The 25,892-nt window shown below is 33.1% G+C and carries 25 protein-coding genes and 1 other RNA gene; 11 read left to right on the forward strand and 15 right to left on the reverse strand.

What is annotated here, in order from left to right:
• Window positions 1-66 precede the first annotated feature (66 nt).
• Window positions 67-1,395 carry an outer membrane protein assembly factor BamB family protein gene (locus ABXT06_RS18415; RefSeq protein WP_354592053.1) on the forward strand — a complete coding sequence of 443 codons (1,329 nt, stop codon included), beginning with the start codon at window positions 67-69 and terminating at the stop codon, window positions 1,393-1,395.
• Between the two features lie 75 nt (window positions 1,396-1,470).
• Here ABXT06_RS18415 and ygiD read toward each other — a convergent pair whose 3' ends face one another.
• Both ygiD and ABXT06_RS18425 read right to left on the reverse strand, forming a co-directional pair.
• A complete protein-coding gene (gene ygiD, locus ABXT06_RS18420) occupies window positions 1,471-2,301 on the reverse strand; it encodes a 4,5-DOPA-extradiol-dioxygenase (protein WP_354592054.1) in 831 nt (276 codons plus the stop codon).
• Between the two features lie 228 nt (window positions 2,302-2,529).
• The gene (locus ABXT06_RS18425; protein WP_354592055.1) at window positions 2,530-3,939 is read right to left on the reverse strand and encodes an ATP-dependent DNA helicase; all 1,410 of its coding nucleotides are present in this window, start codon (window positions 3,937-3,939) and stop codon (window positions 2,530-2,532) included.
• A 294-nt stretch (window positions 3,940-4,233) separates the two neighbouring features.
• Here ABXT06_RS18425 and ABXT06_RS18430 point away from each other — a divergent pair, with 294 nt between their 5' ends.
• Complete coding sequence (locus ABXT06_RS18430) at window positions 4,234-5,055, forward strand: DUF3822 family protein (protein WP_354592056.1); 822 nt, start codon at window positions 4,234-4,236, stop codon at window positions 5,053-5,055.
• Entirely contained in the window at window positions 5,052-5,657 is a 606-nt protein-coding gene (locus ABXT06_RS18435) for an RsmD family RNA methyltransferase (protein WP_354592057.1), read from the forward strand. Before ABXT06_RS18430 ends, ABXT06_RS18435 begins: the two co-directional genes overlap by 4 nt.
• Before the next feature lie 151 nt (window positions 5,658-5,808).
• Here ABXT06_RS18435 and ABXT06_RS18440 read toward each other — a convergent pair whose 3' ends face one another.
• On the reverse strand, window positions 5,809-7,923 hold the full coding sequence (locus tag ABXT06_RS18440; RefSeq protein ID WP_354592058.1) for a TonB-dependent receptor domain-containing protein: 2,115 nt from the start codon (window positions 7,921-7,923) through the stop codon (window positions 5,809-5,811).
• Window positions 7,924-8,062: 139 nt separating this feature from the next.
• Between ABXT06_RS18440 and ABXT06_RS18445 the strand changes: the two genes are divergently transcribed.
• The 3 genes from ABXT06_RS18445 (at window position 8,063) to ABXT06_RS18455 (ending at window position 10,410) form a co-directional block, all read left to right on the forward strand.
• Entirely contained in the window at window positions 8,063-9,421 is a 1,359-nt protein-coding gene (locus tag ABXT06_RS18445) for a sensor histidine kinase (RefSeq protein ID WP_354592059.1), read from the forward strand.
• A 10-nt stretch (window positions 9,422-9,431) separates the two neighbouring features.
• Window positions 9,432-10,118: a response regulator transcription factor gene (locus ABXT06_RS18450; RefSeq protein ID WP_354592060.1), complete on the forward strand. Its 687-nt coding sequence runs from the start codon at window positions 9,432-9,434 to the stop codon at window positions 10,116-10,118.
• A 97-nt stretch (window positions 10,119-10,215) separates the two neighbouring features.
• Entirely contained in the window at window positions 10,216-10,410 is a 195-nt protein-coding gene (locus tag ABXT06_RS18455; RefSeq protein ID WP_111377225.1) for a hypothetical protein, read from the forward strand.
• A gap of 212 nt (window positions 10,411-10,622) precedes the next feature.
• Here ABXT06_RS18455 and ABXT06_RS18460 read toward each other — a convergent pair whose 3' ends face one another.
• Entirely contained in the window at window positions 10,623-11,870 is a 1,248-nt protein-coding gene (locus ABXT06_RS18460) for a cation:dicarboxylate symporter family transporter (RefSeq protein ID WP_354592061.1), read from the reverse strand.
• Window positions 11,871-11,901: 31 nt separating this feature from the next.
• Window positions 11,902-12,229, reverse strand: an RNA gene (gene rnpB / locus ABXT06_RS18465) — RNase P RNA component class A.
• 125 nt (window positions 12,230-12,354) lie between these two features.
• On the opposite strand from rnpB, the gene ABXT06_RS18470 reads away from it, so the two are divergent.
• Window positions 12,355-12,648 (forward strand): SH3 domain-containing protein, encoded by a 294-nt coding sequence (locus ABXT06_RS18470; RefSeq protein ID WP_111363579.1) that lies wholly within the window; start codon window positions 12,355-12,357, stop codon window positions 12,646-12,648.
• 255 nt (window positions 12,649-12,903) lie between these two features.
• Here ABXT06_RS18470 and ABXT06_RS18475 read toward each other — a convergent pair whose 3' ends face one another.
• The 4 genes from ABXT06_RS18475 to ABXT06_RS18490 form a co-directional block, all read right to left on the reverse strand.
• On the reverse strand, window positions 12,904-13,275 hold the full coding sequence (locus ABXT06_RS18475; RefSeq protein WP_354592062.1) for a LysM peptidoglycan-binding domain-containing protein: 372 nt from the start codon (window positions 13,273-13,275) through the stop codon (window positions 12,904-12,906).
• A 7-nt stretch (window positions 13,276-13,282) separates the two neighbouring features.
• A complete protein-coding gene (locus ABXT06_RS18480; RefSeq protein WP_354592063.1) occupies window positions 13,283-13,762 on the reverse strand; it encodes a BON domain-containing protein in 480 nt (159 codons plus the stop codon).
• A gap of 186 nt (window positions 13,763-13,948) precedes the next feature.
• Window positions 13,949-14,347, reverse strand: a complete 399-nt coding sequence (locus ABXT06_RS18485; RefSeq protein ID WP_354592064.1) for an NIPSNAP family protein — start codon at window positions 14,345-14,347, stop codon at window positions 13,949-13,951.
• Window positions 14,348-14,360: 13 nt separating this feature from the next.
• On the reverse strand, window positions 14,361-15,161 hold the full coding sequence (locus ABXT06_RS18490; RefSeq protein WP_354592065.1) for a hypothetical protein: 801 nt from the start codon (window positions 15,159-15,161) through the stop codon (window positions 14,361-14,363).
• A gap of 180 nt (window positions 15,162-15,341) precedes the next feature.
• Between ABXT06_RS18490 and dnaX the strand changes: the two genes are divergently transcribed.
• Together dnaX and ABXT06_RS18500 are read left to right on the forward strand one after the other, a co-directional pair.
• The gene (dnaX, locus tag ABXT06_RS18495) at window positions 15,342-16,427 is read left to right on the forward strand and encodes a DNA polymerase III subunit gamma/tau (protein ID WP_248727475.1); all 1,086 of its coding nucleotides are present in this window, start codon (window positions 15,342-15,344) and stop codon (window positions 16,425-16,427) included.
• A gap of 254 nt (window positions 16,428-16,681) precedes the next feature.
• The gene (locus ABXT06_RS18500; protein WP_354592066.1) at window positions 16,682-17,098 is read left to right on the forward strand and encodes a DUF8439 domain-containing protein; all 417 of its coding nucleotides are present in this window, start codon (window positions 16,682-16,684) and stop codon (window positions 17,096-17,098) included.
• A gap of 117 nt (window positions 17,099-17,215) precedes the next feature.
• Here ABXT06_RS18500 and ABXT06_RS18505 read toward each other — a convergent pair whose 3' ends face one another.
• The 6 genes from ABXT06_RS18505 to ABXT06_RS18530 all read right to left on the reverse strand — a co-directional run bounded on the left by ABXT06_RS18505 (window position 17,216) and on the right by ABXT06_RS18530 (window position 22,574).
• Window positions 17,216-17,794: an NAD(P)H-dependent oxidoreductase gene (locus ABXT06_RS18505; RefSeq protein WP_354592067.1), complete on the reverse strand. Its 579-nt coding sequence runs from the start codon at window positions 17,792-17,794 to the stop codon at window positions 17,216-17,218.
• Between the two features lie 120 nt (window positions 17,795-17,914).
• Window positions 17,915-18,475, reverse strand: a complete 561-nt coding sequence (locus ABXT06_RS18510; protein ID WP_354592068.1) for a Crp/Fnr family transcriptional regulator — start codon at window positions 18,473-18,475, stop codon at window positions 17,915-17,917.
• Between the two features lie 12 nt (window positions 18,476-18,487).
• Window positions 18,488-19,060 carry a TMEM175 family protein gene (locus ABXT06_RS18515; RefSeq protein WP_354592069.1) on the reverse strand — a complete coding sequence of 191 codons (573 nt, stop codon included), beginning with the start codon at window positions 19,058-19,060 and terminating at the stop codon, window positions 18,488-18,490.
• Between the two features lie 20 nt (window positions 19,061-19,080).
• Window positions 19,081-19,971: a Ppx/GppA phosphatase family protein gene (locus tag ABXT06_RS18520; RefSeq protein WP_354592070.1), complete on the reverse strand. Its 891-nt coding sequence runs from the start codon at window positions 19,969-19,971 to the stop codon at window positions 19,081-19,083.
• Window positions 19,972-20,004: 33 nt separating this feature from the next.
• Complete coding sequence (gene ppk1, locus ABXT06_RS18525) at window positions 20,005-22,083, reverse strand: polyphosphate kinase 1 (RefSeq protein WP_354592071.1); 2,079 nt, start codon at window positions 22,081-22,083, stop codon at window positions 20,005-20,007.
• Between the two features lie 5 nt (window positions 22,084-22,088).
• Entirely contained in the window at window positions 22,089-22,574 is a 486-nt protein-coding gene (locus ABXT06_RS18530) for a SixA phosphatase family protein (RefSeq protein WP_354592072.1), read from the reverse strand.
• Between the two features lie 499 nt (window positions 22,575-23,073).
• Here ABXT06_RS18530 and ABXT06_RS18535 point away from each other — a divergent pair, with 499 nt between their 5' ends.
• Together ABXT06_RS18535 and ABXT06_RS18540 are read left to right on the forward strand one after the other, a co-directional pair.
• Complete coding sequence (locus tag ABXT06_RS18535) at window positions 23,074-23,730, forward strand: COG1470 family protein (protein WP_354592073.1); 657 nt, start codon at window positions 23,074-23,076, stop codon at window positions 23,728-23,730.
• Between the two features lie 34 nt (window positions 23,731-23,764).
• Window positions 23,765-25,892 (forward strand): SprB repeat-containing protein (locus ABXT06_RS18540; protein WP_354592074.1); only part of this gene is annotated, 2,128 nt, incomplete at its 3' end.

The raw sequence follows: 25,892 nt of genomic DNA on the forward strand, positions 1-25,892 counted from the left end.
AACATTTTCACTAAAGCATTGTTATTTAATTTCTTAGAATATTTTTATTTTTATACAAAAAAAACCATGAAAAGAATCGTTACTTCTATCCTGCTCTATTTCTTTTTAATTTTTACTTCCAATGCTTTTTCTCAGAATAAAACCTTCAATGCATTTACAAATCGAATTTTTGACGGAAAAGGTTATCAACCATTGGCTGATTTAAAATGGAAATTTAAAACAGAGGGAAAAATCTTTTCTTCTCCAATTGTACAAAACGGAATCGTATATATTGGAAGTGAAGATGGTTATTTTTATGCTATCGATGAAAAATCTGGAAACTTAAAATGGAAATTTAAAACTAATGGAGCTGTTCACAGTTCTGCGAGTATTTATAATGACATTGTGTATTTCGGAAGTTTTGATGGCCATTATTATGCTGTAAATGCTAAAACCGGAAAAGAGATTTGGCGTTTTAAAACAAAAGGCGAATATTGGTACAGCGAAGTTGGAATGTGGGGCATGAAACCAAGCGATTTATTAATGGCTGACTTATGGGATTTCTATCTCTCAACACCTGTTGTTTATTTAGATCCTAAAACTGCATTAGTAATTTTTGGAAGCAGTGACGGAAATCTGTATGCCGTAGATGCAAAAAAAGGAGCTTTAAAATGGAGTTTTCCTATAAAAGTTGCTATACACAGCACTCCTATTTTAGAAAAAAGCACAGTTTATTTTGGCGGATGGGATGGTAATTTTTATGCTTTGGACTGTAAAACAGGAAAGGAAAAATGGAAGTTTTCTACTGAAATCAAAACAGGATTCACTGGAATTCAAGCTTCTGCAGCTATCTCTGACGGTATTGTCTATTTTGGAGCAAGAGATCCTTACTTGTTTGCACTTGATTCTAAAACGGGAAAAGTAATATGGAAATATAACGCTGAAAACTCTTGGATTTTGAGTACGGCTGTTATTAAAGATAATACCGTTTATGTTGGGACTTCAGATACTTATGCCTTACTGGCATTGGATGCAAAAACTGGAGAAGAAAAATACCGTTTTAAAGGAAATGGATATATTTATTCTTCACCTGCAATTGCAGGAAATACTGCTTATTTTGGAGATTTTTCTGGAAATTTCTTTAGTTTAAATTTACTATCTAAAAAAGAATTTCAGGTTACTCCAACAGAAAATAGAAACAAGTACGCCAAAACAATTCTAAATAATGATCTTTTGGATTTTAGCCACGCAGCTAAAGCAACCGATTTGTCTATTTATGCAGAAAATCAACGAGTGATGAATGAATTTTACAAATTGGGACCTATTCTTTCTTCTCCATTTATAAGCAATAATGTTATTTTTTACGGAAGTGCTGACGGTTATCTATATGCTTATAATTTGAAAAAAGAAAAATAATTCCTTCGTGAATATCTGCGTAACTCCGTGATAGAATTATAAAGCAAGGTTTTTCGCAGAGATTTCCGAAGACTATTACATCAATTTTACTGAAGTCATACTAAGAGAACCTGCCAGTAATTTATCATTAAACAGAGTTAAATCATCAGTTTTATCTTTGAGACCTAAAGTATACAATAACGGAAGGTAATGTTCTGGTGTTGGAACTGCGAGCTGAATGGCTTTGTTTAGTTTTTCAAAATCAATTAGAGGCTGAAAATTTCCATCTAGTAAATAATTATTTACGGTTTCTCGCGCTTCAATTGCCCAATCGTAACCATAATTGTCTTTATCAAAATTTCTAAAATCGACCATTCTAAGATTATGTACAATATTGCCGCTTCCGATAATCAAAACGCCTTTGTAACGAAGCGCTTGCAGTTTTTGAGCCAATTCAAAATGATATTGTCCCGATTTGGTATAATCGATGCTTAACTGAATTACAGGAACATCTGCATTTGGATACAAATGTTTAATGACACTCCAAGCGCCGTGATCCAATCCCCAATGTTCATCTAGTTCAACCATTACAGGATCTAAAATCTTTTGCGTTTCAACCGCCAATTCTGGGCTTCCTTTTGCTGGGTACTGAACATCAAAAAGCGCTTGCGGAAAACCTCCAAAATCGTGAATGGTTCTTGGCATTTCCATTGCCGTTACTTTTGTTCCTTTGGTAAACCAATGCGCCGAAACGCATAAAATAGCATTGGGCTGTGGTAGTGTTTTTGCCAAATTACGAAAACCAGTCACAAACTGATTTTCTTCAATAGCATTCATTGGGCTGCCGTGTCCTAAAAACAGAACCGGCATTTTATCTGTATTCGAAAACGTTGATGAAATCGAATGTAAGTCGTTTAGTGTTGTCATTTTTATTTTTTTTCTGCCACAGATTAAACGGATTTTCACAGATTTTTACTCATTTTAGGTTAAAATGGTGTAATGCTTAATTTTTGTTTCACGCAGATTTTGCAGATTGAGCAGATTATTTGATTGCGTTTTTTAAATTAATAATCCGTTCAATCTGCAAAATCTGCGAGAGAAATTTAAACGCATTCAAAAAAATCTGTAAAAATCCTTTTAATCTGTGGCTAAAATTTACTCTTCAAAGCTTTCGTCCTTAAAGCCTATCAAATATAGCTTATTTTTAGCACGTGTCATAGCGGTGTAAAGCCATCTAATGTAATCAGTATCAATTCCGTTTGGTAGAAATGGCTGTTCTATAAAAACTGTATTCCATTGCCCACCTTGCGATTTATGACAGGTTATAGCGTATGAGAATTTAACTTGAAGTCCGTTGAAATATTCGTTTTCTTTTACTTTCTGGAATCTCTTGTATTTAGTTGGCTCATCTTCATAATCTTTCATCACTTCTTCGTACAGACGATTCGATTCTTCGTAGGTTAAAGATGGCGATTCGCTTTTTAAAGTGTCCAAAATTAAAACCGTTTCAAAAGGTTTCTGCTCTGGATAATCGACCATTCTGATCTTTACTTTAGCAAATGTGAATCCGTATAATTCTCTAATTCCGAAAAGCTCCAAGACTTCTATAATATCTCCGTTGGCAATAAATCCAGCTTCATCAGTTTCTTTCAGCCAGAAATAATTGTTTTTTACGACCATTAAGAAATCACCAACCGAAAGTTCGCTTTCTTTAAATAAAATTCGACTTCTAATCTGCTCATTATATTGATTGGCACGTTTATTAGAACGAACAATAAAAGCTGTATCTTCAATGCTATAATTGCTGTAGGCCATATTTATCGCATCTTGAATATCATAACCATCCGTCAAACGAACAATGTCTTTAAACTTCTTTAAATTAAATCGAAATTCGGTAATAAAACTTTCTTTCAATAATTCACGTAATTCTGTCGCATTGTACAAAATCCCTGAACTCTCTTCCTGACGCATTACTTCATCCAATTCGATATGTTCGATTTCTTTACTATAATGGAAACCCAAAGTATCAATATCTAAAGCAGGACTAACATCCAAATTGACTGGCGGAAGCTGAGCCGTATCACCCAAAAGAATCATTTTACAATTTTGTCCAGAATAGACATAATTAATCAAATCGTCGAGAAGCGAACCGCTATCTAAAGTACTGTCTGAAATCATCGAAGCCTCATCGACGATAAAAATGGTGTTTTTATGTTTGTTGACTTGTTTGGTAAAAGCTACTCCGCCTCCAGAAGATTTCTTTGGAAAATAGATCTTTTTATGAATTGTAAAAGCTGGATTATTAGAATAATTGGCAATTACTTTTGCTGCACGCCCCGTTGGCGCCAATAAAACGTACTTTTTATTAATATCTCCCAAATTATTGACAATGGTAGAAATAACGGTTGTTTTTCCCGTTCCGGCATATCCTTTCAAAACAAAAATGGTGTCGTTTTGAGGTTCAGTTAGGAAAATGGCAATTTTCTGAAAAAAAATATCCTGTTTATAAGTTGGAGGAAAAGGAAATCGCTTTTGTAAAATACCGTAAAACTGTGCAGAAGTCATAAAATAATATTGAAATACAAAGGTCGTCTTTTTAAATTTTAAATTCCAAAAATGAAATTCCAAATTCCAAACTTTAAAATTCTTGAAATAATAGAACACATTCAACGATCAAAAAAGAAAAACACATTAACTAATTAATTTTCAAATAAATATACTTTTTATTAACCTTATTTTAAAGTTTGATTCAAATTGTTTTTTGAAATTGCAATTATAATTGTTCCTTTTTAATTTGTAAGTTTGTGGTCGCTTAAATTCTTTCTTGATTTAAAACAGGTAACGAATTGTAAATCAACTATGTCATTACAAAATATTAACATTACTTCAAAAAATTACAGAAAACTTTCTATTCAGGTTTCCCTGACTGGATTTTCATACTGCTGTTTTGATACTTTAAATAATGTCATTACTTCTTTTAAAGAAATAAAGTTTGACACGACTAACAAAACACCACGAATTGAAGATTTGTTCAGCAATGCTTTCAAGACTAATCCTGAATTAAAAGAAACTTACGACGAAGTAATGGTTATTCACAATAACAATCTTTCGACTTTTGTTCCTACTGCTTTGTTTGATGAAAATTATTTAGGAAGTTATCTGCAATACACTACAAAAGTATTTGAAACAGATCACTTTACTTTTGATCAAATTTCTAATTATCAGATGAATTCAGTTTATATTCCGTATGTGAATATAAACAATTTCTTGATTGATAATGTGGGCTCATTTAATTCTAAACACGCCAATACCATTTTGGTCGAGAAAATTCTGGATAACTCAAGAAACAACGACGACAAGAAAATGATTGTGAATTTTAATCCTGGTAATTTTGAAATTATCGTGGTGCAGAATCAGAAACTTTTATTGTTTAATTCGTTTGAATACAATACTCCAGAAGATTTCATCTATTACATTCTATTTACGGCAGAACAAATGAGCATGAATCCCGAAAGTTTCAAATTAGAATTATTAGGAACGATTTCAGAAAATGATCCTTTTTATGCCATAGCTTACAAATATGTGCGCCATATTTCTTTCATGGATGTCTCAAAACTAAAAGAAAGAAACAGCTTTACAACCGCTCAAAATCAAAAACATTATATCTTATTTCAATCATGAGAATCATTTCAGGAAAATACAAAGGACGCCGAATTTTTCCGCCAAAAAATCTACCTGTAAGACCAACGACTGACATGAGTAAAGAAGCATTGTTTAATGTTTTGAATAATCATTTTAATTTTGACAGTTTAAAGGTTTTAGATTTATTTTCGGGAACGGGAAACATCAGTTATGAGTTTGCTTCACGCGGAAGCGCGCCTATCACCTCTGTTGATGGCGATTTCGGATGCGTAAAATTTATCAAACAAGTTTCATCAGAATACGATTTTGATATTGCTGCGACCAAAAGTGATGTTTTTAAATTTTTAGAAAATTGCAAAACTACTTACGATATCATCTTTGCAGATCCGCCTTACGGATTGGATCAGGCAACTTTTGAGAAAATTGTCTTGACGGTTTTTGAAAGGGATTTATTGGAAGATGACGGAATGATGATTATCGAGCATTCAAAATATACCAAATTGGATCATATGAGTAATTTTTCATTTCAGAAAAGTTATGGAGGTTCGTTTTTTAGTTTCTTCGAACTAAATTCTACCGACGATGACGAAGAATTACCGCACGATGTTTCTAAAAAAGAATCTGAAGAAGATGAAGGGTGAAATTTTAAAATTCCAATTTTTTAAATTCCAAATTCCAACTTTTAAATTAAAAATCTCAACTTTTAAATTAAAAATCTCAAATTCCAAATTCCAATTTTCTCACTGAGGTAGAGATTGGAATTTGGAATTTTATTTTTGGAATTTTTAACTCTTATCTGATTCTATTTTCACTTTCATTGACGCTTTTTTCTTTGAATTCTGAATCTTTTATCTTTCCAAAAGAATAGCGAATTGCAATAGAAATCTCGTTTGCATCAACCCAATATTTAAACTTTGAATTTACATTATTAATACTAAAAGCATCTGTATAACTTGTTGCTTTAAAAACATCATTGTAATTTAAAGTACAACTCCAATTTTTACCAAATGTTTTTGCCAGCGACATATCTACTATAAAATTGGCTTTTCGTTCAAAAATTCCATCGTTTTGTTTCGTCATTCCCCAGAAAGAAAAAACAAAACTGAACTCTTTTGGCAATTTAAATGTGTGGTTTGAATAATAATACAAATAAGGTTTTGACGGATGCAATAATGCCGTATCATCTTCAGTCTTACTTTTTGTAAAAACCAGAGAATTTGTGACTGTCCAGAATTTATAAGTAAAGGGAAGTATCAAATCTATTGTAAAGCCTGTTTCTCTTTTAAAATTAATATCGGTAATCATCAACACATTTGTTTCTTCATTAAATACAAACGTTGGGTTAACGACATTTTTGGTTTGGTAATAGCCAAATTTCAAAGTTTTATCTAGATATTGAAAAGAACTCGAAATTTCGTCTACAAATGCAGGCCCTAAATTGATACTGCTTCCATACAAAAAATACGGATTTATATAAGTCGCAATTTGACTTAAAGAAGAATATTTAGGTCTTACAATACTTTTTGAATAATTTAGATTGATGCTTTTTGTGCTATCAATACTAAATGTCAGATCGGCTTTAGGAAACAGATTGGTGTAGTTTTTATCAATTGAAGGCGAAACTTGCGTTCTAAATTTTGCGTATACATTGGTGTTTTCAGCTCTTAGTCCTAATGAAAAATCTACTTTTTTTAGCTTTCCCGAAAACTGAATATACGCAGCTAGGTTTTCTTCTTTAAAATCATAATCAGATACTTCATTAGTATTTTTCTCGAAGTCAAAAATGTCTGCATTTGTTACTGATTTTGCATTCAAATACAATCCGCCATATTCCAGATTCATTTCATTTTTAAACTTTTTCTCCAAATCGATTCTTCCAGAAAAAACATCAACATCAAATTTCTGATCGCGGTTTTGCGACAATTCAAAATCGGTTTCATTATAATTGTTGACAACTAAACTTTCCAGATGCTGATTAAAATTTGAATACTGAAAACCAGCAAAAAGCTGCGTGTCAATCGATTTTATTTTTTTTGAATAATTTACAAATGCATTTACAAAATTCTTTTTACTCGAATTATCGCTCAACGTAAAAACATTATTGGTCTTATCCTGATTTTGATTGAAAGTAAAAGTGTTGATATCGAAAGTATCGTTCTGAAGCTTTCCATTTACATTAATTGAGAAATAATCCTCCTCTTTTATTTTATAAAACATTCCGCCTCCAAAAACGTATTGATTGCGGTGTGTATTTGCCATAACATCATAATCGGAAATAATTGAGGCTTTTGGAATCTCGTATTCTAAAGTATGTCTTTCCCATGGGTTTAGTTTATTGTAGTTAAAATTGGCTTTCCATTCTAATTTGCCTTTTTTAAAACTGGAATTAAACCCTAAATAATTATTGTAGTTTCTTTTGAAAGATGCTACTTCCGAAATTTCGGTTCTAAAACTGTCTTTTTTACTCAGTTTTCTAGTAATTAAAATCACCGCGCGACCTTCGGCTTCGTATTTTGAAGATGGATTCTTTATAATTTCAATTGTTTTTATATCAGCTACACTTAAAGCATTCAAATCGGTTATTGTTCCTTTTTGACCGTCAATGTAAATGAGCGGATTTCCTTTTCCCACAATTGTAATGCTCTCGCGATCGTGGCCTACTTGAACTGATGGCAATTTTGAAAGCAAATCAACCGGATTTGGAATTGTACTGTAAACCGAATTGGCAACATCGACTTTTATATTTCCGTTTGAATTGGTAAACATCTTCTTTTCCTGACTGATTACAATTTCATCTAATTGATTTGAAATTGAATCTTTTGGTGTTTCGTTTTGGGCATTTGCAATACACGAAAGGCAAAAAAGTAAAAGTGTAATTAGAATTTTTAAGGGCAGGTAAATGTTCATTTTAAAATTGAGATTGATTTATGTTGACACAAAAGTGCTTTTAAAACCTAGTTCTGAAAGTTAATCGTAGGTTAATGCAACGTTAATCTGCCATTTGTTTGGTAAAAGCTGTATTTTTGAAACAGAATTTCAAAGAGATATGAAACAAAGAATCAATTTATTAATCGCATTTTCTGTCGTTGCGCTCATCGTGCTTATGACCGTGCAATGTTATTTGGTAAAAACGGCTTACGAATATAAAGTGGCACAGTTTCATACACAGATAAAAAACGAAATTGCTCAGATTTCGAACAACTATAGCGACATTGATTCAGCTTTTGTTGCTAAAAAAGAAGCGCTTTACAAAAGCCTTTCTGAAAAGTACATAAAAGGAAAAAACACTAAACTGGATATCAAAATTGGTGTTTTAAAAAATGAATATAAGAATGCTGTAACACAAGAAATTCAGCGAAAATTTGAACGAGATTTACCCAATTTTAAAATTGATTTTGCGATTGTACTCAACAAATTTATTTTGTACAAAAACGCGCAAAAAGCAGATACTATTTTCTCAGAAAAACCTTTTATTCAAAATAAACTTTACGGAAATCTAGCTTCTCTTAATCATGCTTTTGTAGTGAGAAATTATGTTGGCACAACCAACGGAACTTTTGAAAACGAAGAATATCAATTGCTGACAGAAGATTCGATGTATGTTTCTGTTATTGATTGGGAATTGATTATTTTGAGACGAATGACTTTTATTCTCATTCTGTCTTTATTATCAATTCTGACTTTAATTACACTTTTTGTCATTGCCTTAAAAGCTTTAATTAAACAGAAAAAAGTAAGTGATGTTAAAACCGATTTTATCAATAATATTACGCACGAACTTAAAACGCCTTTGGCAACTTTAGGAATTTCGACAAAGATTCTAGCGCAGAAAAGCATTCGTGAAAACGACGAAAATTTTAATGCTATTGTAAATACTATTTCACGTCAGAACAACCGTCTTCAGAATTTGATCGATCAGGTTATGGCCAATTCTTTGGCAGAAAATGAAATTGAATTGCAAAAAGAAAAAATAGATGCCGAAGATTTCCTGCTTTCTATTGTAACTGACTTTAAGATTACTTTTCCTAAAATCACTCTTAAAACCGATTTTCAGACCCAAAAAACGATTTTAGTTTTAGACAGATTTCATTTAACAACGGCTTTCTTAAATGTGTTGGAAAATGCAGTTAAATATGGTTCGAATACCATTACAGTCAAAACAAGAATTGTAGAAAATCAGTTTTCTATCAGTTTTGAAGATAACGGAATTGGAATTGCGAAAAACAAACAGGCGCTTCTTTTTGAAAAATTTTATCGTGTAGAGCAAGGAAATCTGCACAATACAAAGGGCTTAGGTTTAGGATTGTATTATGTAGATCAGATTGTAAAAGCGCATCAAGGTTCTGTTAACGTTATCAGCGATTTAGGAAAAGGCGCTCAGTTTACTATTTTATTAAAAGTTTAATTCCCTTATTTTGAAAAGATTACTTTTAGCCGAAGACGATTTTGATTTTGCTGCAATTTTAAAACAGTATTTAGAACTGCATCAGTTTGAAGTAATCTGGGCAGAAAATGGCGAAATCGCTTTGGACTATTTTAAAAACCAGACTTTTGACATCTGTATTTTTGATGTCATGATGCCTCAATTGGACGGATTCTCATTGGCCGAAAAAATCATTGCGATTAATCCTGAAATTCCTTTTATTTTTCTAACCGCAAGAAAGCTCAAAGAAGATAAAATCATCGGTTTAAAACTTGGTGCAGACGACTATATTGCAAAGCCTTTTGAGGTTGACGAATTGGTTCTTCGCTTACAGAATATATTAAAGAGAATTGAGCAAAAAAGAAGCCTCGAAGGAAATAACATAATTGAAATTGGTTCGTATATTTTTGATAACGAACGTTTAACGCTTAACAATAAAAACCACGTTCAGCAACTCACAGAAATGGAAGCATCTCTTATTGAGTATTTGTATCTTAACCATAACCAGTTACTAAAACGAGATCAAATTTTAATGTCGGTTTGGAAAAAAGACGATTATTTCTCTGGACGCAGCATGGATGTTTTTATAAGCAGACTTAGAAAATATTTTAATTCAGATCCTAAAATCAAAATAGAAAGCGTTAGAAACATCGGGTTGGAATTTAAAATAGAAAAATAGTATCCTGTAAATCATATAATTTCTCATAAGCAATTGTATAACAGCAATTAACTTATCGGAATTTAACTTTGTTAGAGAACTTTTAAATCTAACAATCATGAACCTAAAAAGATTTTTCGGCGGATTGCTCACAATCCTCGGAATTATAGGACTTATTTATACTGCCGTTATTTTTGCTGGTACATCTGGAGAAACCAGAGATATAAAATCGCTTATTATTTACGGAATACTAGGAATCGTCTTTTTTACCTCAGGCATTAGCTTGGTGCGAACTACGAAGGACGAATCATAGTGTTTTTTTTGCCACGAAGGCGCTAAGGCACGAAGTATTTTAATCTCGCAAAGTCGCGGAGTCGCAAAGTTTATTTAAAAAATTTAACTTGAATAGCATCCAGCTTTAGCTGGAGTCAACTCAAAAAAAACTTTGCGGCTCCGCGACTTTGCGAGCAATTTTAAACTCAAAGAAAAACAAAAACTTTGTGCCCTAGCGCCTTTGTGGCAAAATCATTCTGATAAAGGATCAAGATTCAACTCTGTAAAATCTCTTTCGGTTTTAGAAATTATGATCGTTGCGACTGTGTTTCCTATTAAATTGGTAATTGCTCTGGCTTCACTCATAAATTTATCTACGCCTAATAAAAATGCTAAACCTTCAACCGGAATTTTATGCAAGGCTGTTAATGTTGAAGCCAAAACAATAAATCCGCTTCCGGTTACGCCTGCTGCGCCTTTTGAAGTAATCATCAGAATTCCGATAACGGTTAGGATTTCAAAAAAACTTAAATGGACATCATACAACTGTGCAATAAAGAGCACCGACATTGAAAGGTAAATCGAAGTTCCGTCCAGATTAAAAGAATAACCCGTCGGAATCACCAATCCTACTACTGATTTGCTGCAACCCATTCTTTCTAGTTTTACCATAATACTTGGCAAGGCGGCTTCAGAAGATGAAGTTCCTAATACTAATAAAAGTTCTTCTTTAATGTATTTCAAAATCGAAAGAATACTAATTTTATAGTAACGCAATATGCTTCCCAAAACCAAAAAGACAAATAATGCCATCGTCAAATAAACGCAAAGCATCAATTTTCCAAGCGGAATCAAAGTTGCCAAACCAAATTTTCCAATTGTATACGCCATTCCGCCAAAAGCACCAATTGGAGCTAAATACATTACATATTTTAAACCAAAGAAAACCACTTTAGAGAATCGTTCCAAAACCAAAATTGTCTGTTCTCTTTTTTGGTAAAAATTCAATGCAATTCCGCAGATAATAGCCGCTAACAAAACCTGCAACGTAAAATTGGACAAAAAGAACTGCAACCAAGAAAAATCCTTTGCTGCGCCATTTGTATATTGGCTTGCATCGCCAAAAGTCAGCCCCGATTTATCAATTTTTCCAGGTTTAAATAAATAAGCAACTGCCACACCAATTGCAAGAGCAACGGTCGAAACCACTTCAAAATAAGTTAAAGCTTTAACGCCTATACGTCCTACTTTTTTTAGATTTCCCATTCCCGAAATTCCCAAAACGATGGTCAGGAAGATAATCGGACCAATAAAAAGAGAAATAAGCTGAATAAACTTCTTGCCAAGAAATTCCATTTTCACACCATTTTCTGGCGAGAAATGTCCGAGTAAAATACCTGAAATAATAGCAATTAAAACCCAAAAAGTAAGATTGGTTACAACAGTTCTAAAAAGACTTTTTTTAGATTTTGAAGAAGGATTTGGAGTCGTAATATTCATGAAAACAAGTTAGATAGTTTCGCAAATATATAAAAAATGCAGACCTGTAAGCCGGATTCTGTTCTTGTCTCATTTTGCAACAAGACAATACCTTATCATTTATCTAGATCCACCATTACTGATGGACTCAATCTACCTACCCTTCGGCAACGAACGAGAAGCCCTTAAATGCCGATATACTTGGTATTTCACCGCATAGAGTTTACCTGGTTTCACTACAGCATTACCTGTACATACTTTCTGCTGCACTTGTCCTAATCCCTTTCGGAACCGACGGGCGTTACCCGCTATGCTTCTCTATGGTGTCCGGACTTTCCTCCCTCCCGATGAATCGGAACGACGATAAGGCGGTCTGCGCTGCAAAAGTAGCGATTTATGATCTAACAATAATGATTTTAAAATTCAGTTTTTATGAGTTTTATCATAACTTTTTAATTTTAAAATAGTTATCTTTAGAATTCTATAATTTTAAATACAGTTTATCATGAAAAGAATGTATCATTACGCAACTGTTTCAAAAGCTTTAGATCAATTGAATGAGAAAGGATTTACATGTGATTTTAATCGAAACGCTGATGCGATTAAAAAGAATCCTGAGAAATTTGAAATTGTTCATGTGTATCGATACGAGGGTGAGTCGGACCCAGCAGATGAGGCAGTTGTATACGGAATTAAGTCGACTACGGGCAAAAAAGGAGTTTATGTTGCTGGTTTCTCAGCCGATTCAGATCAGGAAACAGCACAATTTTTATTTGATTTAAGCATTAGAGGAAGATAGTTTTTAGGAGCCGGGAACCTGCTGTCCGCTGTATCTTTTGCGGCGAACCCCGCCACAAAAGGATGCCGCTACCATCAGGGCTAAAACAATCGGTTTCAAAAGAAAAAATCTTTTATAAATCAAGTAAAAGCAAATGAGAACAAAAAATGATTCAATAATCTATGTCATTCCTAGAAACTAAGAATCGTTCCTAGGAATGACATAAAATAAAGACCTTTGTTCCTTTGTAACTCTGCAACTTCGAAATTAAAAAAACTAAACTATCGGAATTTTCAATTTCCATCCTGGTTGAATTAAATCAGGATTTGAGATTATATCTTTGTTGGCTTCAAAAATATCCTGCCAAGAAACTCCATACGCTTTTCCAATCTTCGAAAGAGAATCTCCAATTTCAACTGTATATTCTCTAGAAACGCCTTCCTCTACTTCTATATTCATAACCACATCTGCCGATCTATATTCTGGATCTAATTTTTCATAAGCGTTCCAAAGTTTGTCTTTGTCTGCAGCAGATTTTGCTGTTCCATCAATGTATAACACATTATCTTGTTCTCTCACCTGCAAATCTTCGATTCCCAATTCAGAAGCCAAACTGATTACTTCTCTGTATTTATCTTGCACACTCATAACACCCTTATTTAATAGTTAATTTATTGTCTACTTTTTTCGGACGCAATTCCTGTATGCTTTGCATTAAAGGTTGCAATTTGTCTTTTTTAATTTCACCCGAAAGTGTAACAACACCGCCAACAACAGTAGCGCTAACTCCATCGTAAGCATCTACAACTTTACTAACCGATTTATCTAAATCAGCATCAGAATTAATAACAACAGTAGCTGCTGCTGGTTCTTGATTGGCTCTTGCCAATTCGCAGGTATTTACCACAGATTTTACACCTTTGGTTGCTCTTACGCTTTTTTCAATATTTTTTTTGAAAATTTCGTCTTCGCAAGTTCCGGCTATAGTCGCAACGCCATCATGTACAGCAACTTGTATCGTTGCTACATCACCCAGCTTTTCTCTTATTGCTTTTTCAATATCAGCATCGCTCGGTTTGCATGAGACCAAAGCAATACTAAGGCTCATTCCTAATAAAATGGATCTCATTTTCATAATACTCTCTTTTAATAATTTACATTTTTAAAATTAAAAAGATTAAGTATCAAAAGGTTATATGATGTTGTGGTGAGTTTTATAAGTTTTTCAGTTAATTGAATTTTACTCTTTCCTTAAAACAGGCACATAAAAAAACCTTAAATTTTTCAATTTAAGGTTTAAATAAATTCAATCTATAAAACTTTAATTTGGTGAATAATCAAGTTTTGTCAAAACCCGATCTTCGATGTTCCCCACAACATCGCCATATTTCTCGGTATATAGCTTTTTAATATCAATCCATTCTTGGTCTTTTCTAAAATCTTCCCAAGCTTTTTTCATCGTTGTTTCGTTTGGCCATTCCAAAAAATACACAAATTCAGTTTTCTTATCTGATTTTGATTCGTAAATCGAAATAATTTTAAAGTTATATTTCTTCATAATACGCATGGCATGATCGCGAAATCGTTCGTGAAATTCTTTTTTATTGCTTTCGAAAATCTCATAGATTCGCAATTGATATACTAGACTTGTCTGAGTCGAGTTTTGTGCTTTTACAGCAAATGCTGTAAGCAAAACTAGAATTGGAAAATATTTTTTCATGAGTTACAATGTATTAACTGCCTATTTTGCCATATCGCTGCTGTTCGGAAAAATAGATAATGATCGTTTTACCATTCTTTTTATATGGATAAAACAATTCATAATTTCCTTTTCTCGAACTATAGCGTAATTCATCATTGTTTTTATCAAAAACTTCATTCAGATAAGCTCGTTCTTCTTTATCTGTCTGATAAATATAATTTACTTTCTTAGGCTGTATGCTATCATTTGTATCCAAACTTTCATTGTAATATGCATTAAAACCAAGAAAAACAGACGAACCTTTAATGGAATCTTTTACAATTAAGGTTACACTTGGGAAGTTTTTATCTGTTTCAGACAAAACTCTTAAAATACCAGTGGTTTCCATGATATACGCTTTAGAAAAAGTATAATTTAGAAGTTTATCACTATTTGACTTGTTTGATTCTATGATTGATTTTGCAGAATCAATCAGCATTTTTTCTTTTTTAGCAGAAGTCAGATAATTGCCTCCAAAAAGTATAATCAGGATTAATGGAAAAATTAAAAGCAAAGTCAAAACTTTACGTCTGGTGGATTTGACATTTACTGCTTCTTCATTTTTTCTTTCGGCAATTCTTGTCAAATTAAACATTAGATTCACTATAAGAGATCCAGCCATAAGAGCAAGGATTCCGAGAATGCTTAAATAGAAACTTTCGGTCATATTTTCCCTAAAAACCTTTAGTCCGAAAACCTGAATTACAATAAATGTAAAGACCCAATACACTAATAAAAATATAGAGGCTATACCAATAATATTGCTTAATTTGACGATTTGTTTTGCATTCATATTTTCTAATTAATAATAAATAGGCTGTTAAATATTTTACATTAAAAGTATTACTTTTTCTTTAAACGTTGCAGATAATATTTTTTTCTTTCTACAATTCAATCACTTAAAAATCTTTCAATTTTTAAATTTTTAAATCATTAAATTATACTCTATATTTGCTATCCAATAAAAGAGAATATGGAACAATTTGTAGTATCGGCACGTAAATATCGCCCGCAGACCTTTAAGGATGTTGTGGGGCAAAAAGCCATTACAAACACTTTGTTGAATGCTATTGAAACCAATCACTTAGCTTCTGCTCTTTTGTTTACAGGACCGCGTGGAGTTGGTAAAACTACTTGCGCCCGTATCTTGGCTCGAAAAATAAATCAGCCTGGATATGATGATCCTACCGAAGATTTCGCATTTAACGTTTTTGAGCTAGATGCTGCTTCAAACAACTCGGTTGATGATATTCGTAACCTTATCGATCAGGTTCGAATCCCGCCACAAACTGGACAATACAAAGTATATATCATTGACGAGGTCCATATGTTGTCTTCGGCCGCTTTTAATGCTTTTCTTAAAACATTAGAAGAACCGCCAAAACACGCTATTTTCATTTTAGCAACAACAGAAAAACACAAAATTCTTCCAACGATTTTATCTCGTTGCCAAATTTTTGATTTCAAAAGAATTACAGTAAAAGATGCTAAAGAACATTTGGCTGATGTTGCTGAAAGTCAAGGAATCGTTTTTGAAGACGATGCATTGCACATTATTGCTCAAAAAGCAGATGGAGCCATGCGTGATGCTTTATCTATTTTTGACCGTGTGGTTTCGTACTGCGGAACAAATTTGACGCGTCAGGCAGTAACTGAAAATCTAAACGTTTTAGATTACGAAACTTATATTTCGATTACTGATTTACTTCTGGAAAATGAGATTCCGAAACTTTTACTAGCATACAATGATATCTTGGCTAAAGGTTTTGACGGACATCATTTTATTGCAGGTTTAGCTTCACATTTCAGAGATTTATTAGTTAGCAAAACACCTTCAACAATTGCTTTATTAGAAGTTGGCGAACAGGCACAGCAGATGTATGCAACTCAATCGCAAAAATGTTCTCAAGAGTTTTTACTTAAAGGAATTGATATTGCAAACGACTGCGATTTAAAATACAAATTAAGCCAGAATCAACGACTTTTAGTTGAATTATGCTTGATGCAATTGGCCTCTATCAACTTTGATGGAGAAAAAAAAAAGTTGAGCAATTCATAATTCCGCCCGTTTACTTTAAAAATGGAGGCTATTCTATTGTTGAAGTTCCAAGTCCAAAGTCCAAAGTCGAAAGTTCTGCAGTAACTGAGAATCAAACTTCTCAAGCTGTAGCTCAAAATCAAACTTCCGTTTCTCAACCACAACAAGTTGCAGAAACTCCAAAAGTTCAGACTCCGGAAGCTCCAAAAACAGAAACAAATAATGGATCTAAAGTTTCTGCTTTTTCTCTTGCTAGTATCCGCAAGAAAAAAGAAATGGAAGCAAATAGCAAATCGTACGTTAAGCCTACAACTGTTTTCCTAACTGAAGAATTTAACGAAACCGACATGCGTCTTCATTGGAACAAATATGCGGAACGTTTAGGGCAAAAAGGTCTTAAGATCATGGAATCAATTCTATTGATAAGTGATCCTACTCTAGATGGTACAACAATTTATTATGAGTTGCCAAATGAAGGTTCTAAACTAGATTTTGAAAACCAAATAAATGGATTATTAGGGTATTTAAAAGGACATTTACACAATCATGACATTACAATCGAAGTAATTGTAAACGAAGAGATTAAAACAGTAAGAGCTCTAAACGATCAAGATCGCTACAATCGTTTCTTAGAAATCAATCCAAGTATCGAACTTTTGCGTTCTACATTTGGGTTGGATCTTCCTTCTTAATATTTTTTTCGCCACGAATTGCGCTAATTTTTATTTGTTTTTCTTTTTTAATACTGCTAAATAATTTCTGCAAACTCGTAAAATTGCTTCTCTGTTCGCTATTTCTAAGTTTGCCCACTATTTATTTCGCAATCCGTAATTATAGACTTTTTCTAGCCATTTTTTTCTTCGTTCTTCATTAGAACCTTTTACAATTCCTATATAGCTTACTTTGACTGGTTTTATACCACAAAATTCTAATGTAGATTTCTTTAATTGATTAACACTTGGTCTTCCAAAAAATAAGCGATAATACCAGCTTGGCTGATCTATGGTTGTAATAATATGAGCTGTTTTGTCTTTTAGCAATTTATCCCACCAAACAGAATTTTCACGGTATTGAAATGCCATTCCTGGCAAAAATAGACGATCTATAAATCCTTTTGTTATAGCGGGAAGTCCGCCCCACCAAACGGGATGAATCCAAACCATATGATCGGCTCTTTTAATTTTCTCCCAAGATTCTACTAAATCTGGTTCTAGATCTGTTCTTTTTTGATAACCAAATTTGAGATTTGGATTGAATTTTAAATCTGCGATTGTAATCGTTTCTACTTTAGCACCAGAAGTAACAGCTCCTTTTTGATAAGATTCTGCAATTCCGAAATTGAAGCTTTCTGCATTTGGATGTCCGTTTATAATCAGTATTTTTTTCATATCAATCTTTTTTCAAAAATACTAATAGGATATTTTCTTTTACTAGACAAATGTCCTGAAAAGTGTTTTTTTATTGCCACAGATTGCACAGATTAAAAGGATTTTTTTTAAATCTAAAATTTAAACGATTGACTTTCTAATTCGGCTTAAGTGTCTTGGTGTAATGCCTAAATAAGAAGCTAAATATTGCAACGGGATTAACTGAATATACTTTTGATGATTTTGGCAAAGTTCTTCGTAACGTTGCGCTCCCGACAATTTCTGAAAAGAAATCATCCTTTTATGCAGGTTTACAAATTCTAATTCTGTCAATTTCCTGCCTGTTTCTTGCCAATTAAAACCTGATTGATAGAGTTTTTCTAAACCTTTTCGATCTAGAATCTGTAATTTAGTATCGGTAAGAGCCTGAATATTCTCTTCTGCTTTTTCTTGGGTAATGAAACTGGCAAAAGAAGCCATAAATTCATTTTCAAAAGCAAAACAATTGGTGATTTCGTCACCTTTATGATTGACAAAAAAGGAACGGAGAATTCCTTTTTCAATAAAAACTATTTCATTGCAAACCTGATTTTCAGTCAATAAAAGTTCTCCTTTTTTTAATGTCTGAAATGTAATTAAATCATCCAAGAGACTCAATTCGCCAACAGAAAAATCTTGAATGGACTGAAAAACAGATTTCATAAACTATTCATTTTAAGAAAAAATCCTTCCAATTCTTTTGTCTGGAATAAGCCATAACATTGCAACTGTAAAATAAGCTGCTCCCGAAACCCACTGGTTAAAGAATGCCGTAACAATTCCGATAACGTATAAAACTAAGGAGATTTTACCTTTATAATCTTTGTTAAGTGCTTTTCTTAAAGCAGAATTACTGCCTTCACTACACATAATAGTATATTGCAAGATAATATAAGAGATTGCAGAAAGAAGCAACACAACGCCATACATTGTCATTGCAGCTTTCTCAAAATTATGCTCTCCCATCCAAGCGGTCGAAACGGGAATTAAAGACAGCCAAAACAAAAAGTGTAAATTACTCCACAATACTTTTCCGTTTACTCTTGATAAACTATGAAGCAAATAATGGTGATTATTCCAGTATATTCCAACGTAAATAAAGCTCAAAATATAGCTTAAAAACTTTGGTATAAGCGGTTTTAAATCTGAAAACTCATGCCCTTCGGGAGCTTTGATTTCCAAAATCATAATCGTAATAATGATTGCCAAAACGCCATCACTAAAAGCTTCAAGTCTTCCTTTATTCATTTAAAAAGAAAATATTAATATTAAATTTTACCGAAATACATTGCTTTTACAATACCATCAGAAAGTCCGATTTTAGGGACATAAATCTGGCGTGCACCACTCCATTTCATCGCATTTAGGTAAATACGAGTTGCATGAATAATTACGTCGGCACGGTCAGAATTCAGACCTAATTCGGCAATTCTCTGTTCGTAAGTCAATGAATTTAAGAATGCATATTGTGAGTTAACATAAATGTACGAAAGCGGTTTTTCCTGCTGTTTACCAGACATTTTAAACAGCTTGTTGATGTTTCCTCCAGAACCAATTAGCGTTACCTCATCATAATCTGCTGTATTGGTTTTAATCCATTTTTCAATTTCATCCCAAACTGAATCGTGAACCATATTATTGAGCAAACGAACGGTTCCTGCTTTGAAAGATCTAGAGGTAATCATTTTTCCGTCAGAGAATAAAGTAAACTCAGTACTTCCACCTCCAACATCTACGAAAAGATAAGTTTCGTCAGATTTGATTAAATGATGCAAATCTGTAGAAGCAATAATCGCTGCTTCTTTTTTACCGTCGATAATCTCGATTTTAATATCGGCTTTTTTCTTAATTAAAGCCACAACTTCTTTTGCATTATAGGCTTCGCGCATTGCAGAGGTTGCAAATGCCATATAACGCTCTACTTTATGTACTTTCATCAAAAGATTGAATGCTTTCATGGCATCAACCATTCGATCTATATTTTCTGGTGAAATTTCTCCAACTGTAAAGGCATCTTGCCCTAAACGAATTGGCACACGAACAAGGGAACTTTTATTAAACTGCGGTTCTTTACCTTCTTGTTCCACAACGTTAGAGATCAAAAGCCTCATGGCATTTGAACCGATATCTATCGCTGCAAACTTCCTAATATTAATCATGCTCACTTTATGATTTGAAATTGGTATTTATTATTAATTTACTTTTTGAGGAACCTCTTCTTGTTTGGCTACTTTATTCTGATAATATTTATAGGTTTCAAATTGTGCTCTAAATGGGGCATGATGATTTTTAGGCTTATATTTATTATCTAATTTATAGGAGTGATATCTCACTTTTACGTTTCCTTTCCACGCAATATTAAAGTTATCAATCAATTCTTTTTTGATTTCAAGGTCGTAAATCGGACATGTTACTTCAACTCTTCCATCAAGGTTTCTGGTCATAAAATCGGCAGAAGAAATGTAGACTTCGGTTAAACCAGCATTTCCAAAAATGTAAACTCTCGAATGTTCTAAGTAATTATCTACGATACTTATGGCTTCTATGTTTTCGCTCATTCCAGGAATTCCAGGAATTAAAGAGCAAATTCCTCTTACTTGAAGCTGAATTTTTACTCCAGCATTACTTGCTTCATATAATTTATCAATCATTTTAAAATCTGATAAACTATTCATTTTTAATTTGATATGCGTTTTTCTTCCAGCAAGTGCATGAAGAATTTCACGATCGATCAGTTTGATGAATTTAGTTCTTGTATAATGAGGCGATACAATTAAATGTTTGTATCTGTGTACTCTATAATTAATGTCAAAAAACTCAAATATTTTTGATGTGTCTTTTAAAATTCCTTGATGACAAGTAAAAAGCGTTACATCTGTATAAATTTTTGCTGTTGATTCGTTGAAGTTTCCAGTTGAAATAAATCCATAACGACGATTTTTGCCTTCTTCCAATCTTTCGATTACACAAATTTTACTGTGTACTTTCAATCCTTTGATACCAAAAATAAGTTCGATACCTTCTGTTTGCATTTGTTCTGCATACGAAATATTCGAAGCTTCATCAAAACGTGCCTGAAGTTCGATTTGCACCACTACTCTTTTACCATTTTTGGCAGCGTTTATTAGTGAACTGATGATTTGCGAGTTCTTGGCTAAACGATATAAGGTAATTTTAATGCTGGTTACTTTTGGATCTAAAGCAGCTTCACGCAAAAATTTAGTCAGATATGAAAATGATTGATATGGTGCATGAACCAAATAATCTTTCTTAGAGATTTTTTCCAGAATACTTCCTTCCAAACTCAAACCTGGAACTGGCAACGGTTCGTTTGGTTTATACAACAAATCATATCTGCCAAGATTTGGAAAACTCATATAATCTCGGCGGTTGTGATATCTTCCTCCAGGGATTATACTATCTGTTTCTACAATTTTCATTTTATCTAAGAAAAATTGTAGGGTATCTTCTTCAATTAAATTATCGTAAATAAAACGAACAGGTTCTCCTATTCGACGATCTTTTACAGAGTTCGAAATTTTTTCGAGCATACTTTTACTCAAATCACTATCTATATCCAATTGTGCATCACGAGTAATTTTAATCATGTGAGCAGAAACGCTCTTATAATCAAATATATTAAAGATGTTTTTTAGCTTAAAGCGAATCACATCATCAATTAAAATAACATATTGTTTTTCGTCTTCAGAAGGAAGGACAACAAATCGGTTGATGTTTTTTGGAATTTCGATTAAAGCATAACGAACTTCATCGTTTGCCAATTCTAAGCGAACAGCCAAATATCCTAAAGTATCTTTAAGAATTGGAAAAACAGCTAAATCATTTAAAATGATAGTTACCAATTCTGGACTTAATTTTTGGGTATAAAAGTCTTTTAAAAAACACTCTTGTTTTGACGTAATCTGTTTTTCGTTGATAATAAAAATATTCTCAGATTCAAGCTCTGCTTCAATGTTTCCCAGAATACGTAAGCTTTCAGATTGCTGTTGAATTACGATTTCGGTAATATCTTTAATTAATTGGTGAGCAGAAATCCCTCCTAAATATTTTTCGCCAGAAATACCTGAAAGACTTAATCGTCGAATGGCCGCGTACCGAACTCTAAAAAATTCGTCTAAATTGTTTGAAAAAATTCCAACAAAACGCAGTCTGTCTAAAAGTGGCACTGTATTGTCTGCTGCTTCTTGAAGAACTCTTGCATTAAACGCTAACCAGCTTTTTTCTCTATCGATATATTTCTGTTCGTACACTGTAATTATTTTAAATCTTTGGGGAAAATAGTTTTATGTGTTTTGCCCTTATAGATCGTGTCCCAACTTTCGGCATCAAACTGTAACGAAACAAAGCCTGACGTTGGTACATTTTCTATAAAAACATCCCCAAATTTATTAACAAAATTTGTAATAGCCTCGTTATGTCCGAAAAGAATAACGCTTTCAAAACTATTATCACATGATTTAATAACTTTTTCGAGTTGCCTTTCATCAAAAGTGTATAAATCATCTCTAAAAATGATACTCTCTAAAGGATAAGATAAGTTTTGCGCAAAAATCAAAGCGGTTTCTGAGGCTCTCGCAGCAGTACTGCTCCACATTATATATGTTTTAGGAAGATACCTTGAAATATTTAATGAAACATCATGTGCATCTAAAATCCCTCTTTTCATCAACGGACGGTCGAAATCTTTTAATGGTGCTTCCCAGCTAGATTTGGCATGACGAATTAATATAAGATTTTTCATAAGTAGCAAATTTTAAAAAACCTGAATTGTAGGTCATTTTTTTAATTAAGTTCTAATTTACAAAAGAAATTTTAAACCTTTCCTTTTTTTTATTTCTGTTAACATTATAACGAAATTTTAACAAGAATAAACAATCCTCAAAATATTAACATTTATAAAATTCTAAAAAATGAAAAATTAAATTTTATGTACTTAATCTATAAAATTAGTATTTGGTCGATAATCTCATAGTTGGTAATTTTTTAACTAAATACTTGATTATTAACCATTTGATTATTTAAAAACAAACCTATTTTCACCAAAAAAGCAAAAAAATACACGAAAAAATTCTACTTTTTTGAGTTAAAAAAATGCTTTTTTGAGTCATTTTTTTAGAAAAAAACAACACTTCAACGAGTTTTTTGGTTAGTTACAGATAAAAAAATAATATTAGAAAAACTCTAATATAACTTTGATTCTGTTAAAATTTCATAAATACTTTAAAATAAAATCATAAGTTATGAAAACTAAATCTACTCTTGAAAAAGCGGTGAAATTTGTAAGCGATTGTAAGATTATTTTTTCTTCGCGAAGAAACATCTTTCAAAAAAACTTTTTTACCCTGCTTTGTTTTTTAATTACTACAATTGCTTTTTCGCAATCTGGTTCGTGTAATTCTGAAATAACCATTGACGGAGAGAATCATCAAAAGTACAATGGTTCTGAAGTTTCATTTTTACTGCAAGTTAAAAACACTGGAACTAATACCGACACTTATCTATTGGCGGCCGATAATTTCTCAAATTTTGCAGAAAACCCGGATGGCAGCGCTACGAAAGACAATGTCTCATTAAACAATAGATTGGAAAACAAAAACTATGCGCCCCTGAGCAAAACCCTTACGCTTGCTCCAGGAGAAACTGCAGAGTTTTATGTCAAACTAAGTTTGGTTGATCTTTCAAAATTGGATCAATGGAACGGTACATCTGTTACCGTAACTTCTACTACTTGTCCGGACAGTAAAAGCCAAACTATACTGTACACTTACATTCCTCCCAAAAAGACAAAAGGAATTGGCTTTTATGAGCCACTATTAAATTTAAAGAATAAAATGACCCCAAAAACATTTAATGTTTTTTTACTACGTCATGTAGCTGCAACTCGTTTTTACTGTTAGTCAAAACATTACATCATTATTAATTTTCTTTAATATGAAAAACTTTACTTTCGAAAACAGAATAAAAATCCTTCTAAGTTTTGTATTAAGTACTTTATTTCTTAATGTTTATGGCGGAGAAGGTAGTAAACAAACAACTCCCGACACTAGTCACAGGACCTCACTTGCCATAAACAATAGTACTTATGGAAGTTTTGCTAGATATGGTTCGACAGATGCACAGCGATTGTATATCAGAATTCAGAATCCTAATAGCGAAAAAGTATATTTAGGTTTTAGCAGAGCTAGAAGATCAAGTCCTACCGGTACTGAAATTAATTCTAGATTTAGAATCATTAGACCTGATGGGACTGTAGCATTTGCGAACTACACTTTGGATGGCAGCACATCAAACATAACAGGTACCGAAGCCCAAAGACTTACAAGAGCTCAAAATGGTCCAAATGGTATTGATGGAGTTGCTTCTGCTGGTTACACTCCTATTGTTTTCAATCCAAATGGTATGCCTGCTGGTGATTACTATATTGAATTTGAAAGCACAACTGATGGTAGCAGTACTGAAATTTATTACAATTACTACGATATTACAGTTGCTAACTCTTCAAACAATTCAATTCCTGGACGTATTTATTCAAAACGCTGGGCTTTTGCTATGGATGATGTTAATACCAACTTTAATGGTGCGTTTTATGTTTTTGCCCCAGATAACGGTTCTACAACTGGAGCTGTTACTCAAAACGGTTTTGTAAATAAAATCAATTTTAACGGTGCTGGATTTAGACCTTGGTATTTTAATGTAGCTTTTAATAATACAGGTCCTGGAAATTCAGGAAACGCGGCCAATGATCAAAAAAGTATTTACAATGCACCGAATGCCACTCAAATGAGTCCAAAATATGAGGTTTTCTTAAATGATCCTGATATTAATATATGGAAAAATGGAACCTATAACGGTAACATACAAATTAACGGAATTACCAATTGTGGTATTGGCGAAAGTAATATAAACATCAGCGTTTTTAAAAGTGGAACCATTGAAATATTGCTAGATTTTAATGGTGGAGATGGAATTTATACGCCAGGCACAAAAGATGTGTTAACGACTCAAACTGTTACAGCATCTGGGGCTCCACCTTATGCAGTCAGTGTTCCGTGGAATGGAAAAGATGGTTTAGGAAACACTATTGCACAAGGTACAACGATACCTATAGTGGTTACTTTTGGACAAGCTGCTTTTCATTTCCCAGTATATGATGTAGAAGAAAATCAATATGGCTTTTCATGTACAACTGTTAGACCTGCAGCTCCATCGGGATATGTTTTAAAATTCTATTGGGATGATGGCAATATTAGTTATGGCGGAGGTTCTTTTGACCAAAAAGTAAACCTTACTGGCTGCACACCAAACGCTACCCCTCCTAGCAACTGTCATAGATGGAATGGATTTGATGATGACAATAATGGCTCACCTCAATATGGAAATTTAAATACCATAAATACATGGTGGTACGCGAATAGAGATTTTGTAACTTCTAATATAGTCTTACCTCCATTTTATACCGTTGCCCTAGGCCCAACGAGCAATGTTACTTGTTTTGGTGGCAATGACGGTAAAATTCAGATAAATGTAACAAATGGAACAGGTCCGTTCAAATATTATATAAACGGCGAAACCACCACAAATACTTTACAGAGTTTACCAGCCGGCACATACAATATAAAAGTTGTTGATGCAAATGGCTGCTCTGCAAATATAAATGGAGTTGTGATTACACAACCTGCCGCTGCTGTTACTGTAGCCAAAGCTTCCCAAACTGATGTATTGTGCTTTGGAGCCACAACTGGAGCCATTGACATAACAGCTTCCGGAGGAGTTGGACCATACACTTACGACTGGACGGATCTTGCGGGAACTAATGATCCTGAAGACAGAACTGCACTTCCTGTTGGAACTTATACTGTAACGGTAAAAGATTCTAAAGGATGTACTTCCGCTCAACTTTCGGTGACGATCACAGGACCTGCCGCTGCTGTTACTGTAGCCAAAGCTTCCCAAACCGATGTATTGTGTTTTGGAGCCACAACTGGAGCCATTGACATAACAGCTTCCGGAGGAGTTGGACCATACACTTACGACTGGACGGATCTTGCGGGAACTAATG

Source organism: Flavobacterium sp. UW10123 (assembly GCF_040538975.1).
Lineage (GTDB): Bacteria > Bacteroidota > Bacteroidia > Flavobacteriales > Flavobacteriaceae > Flavobacterium.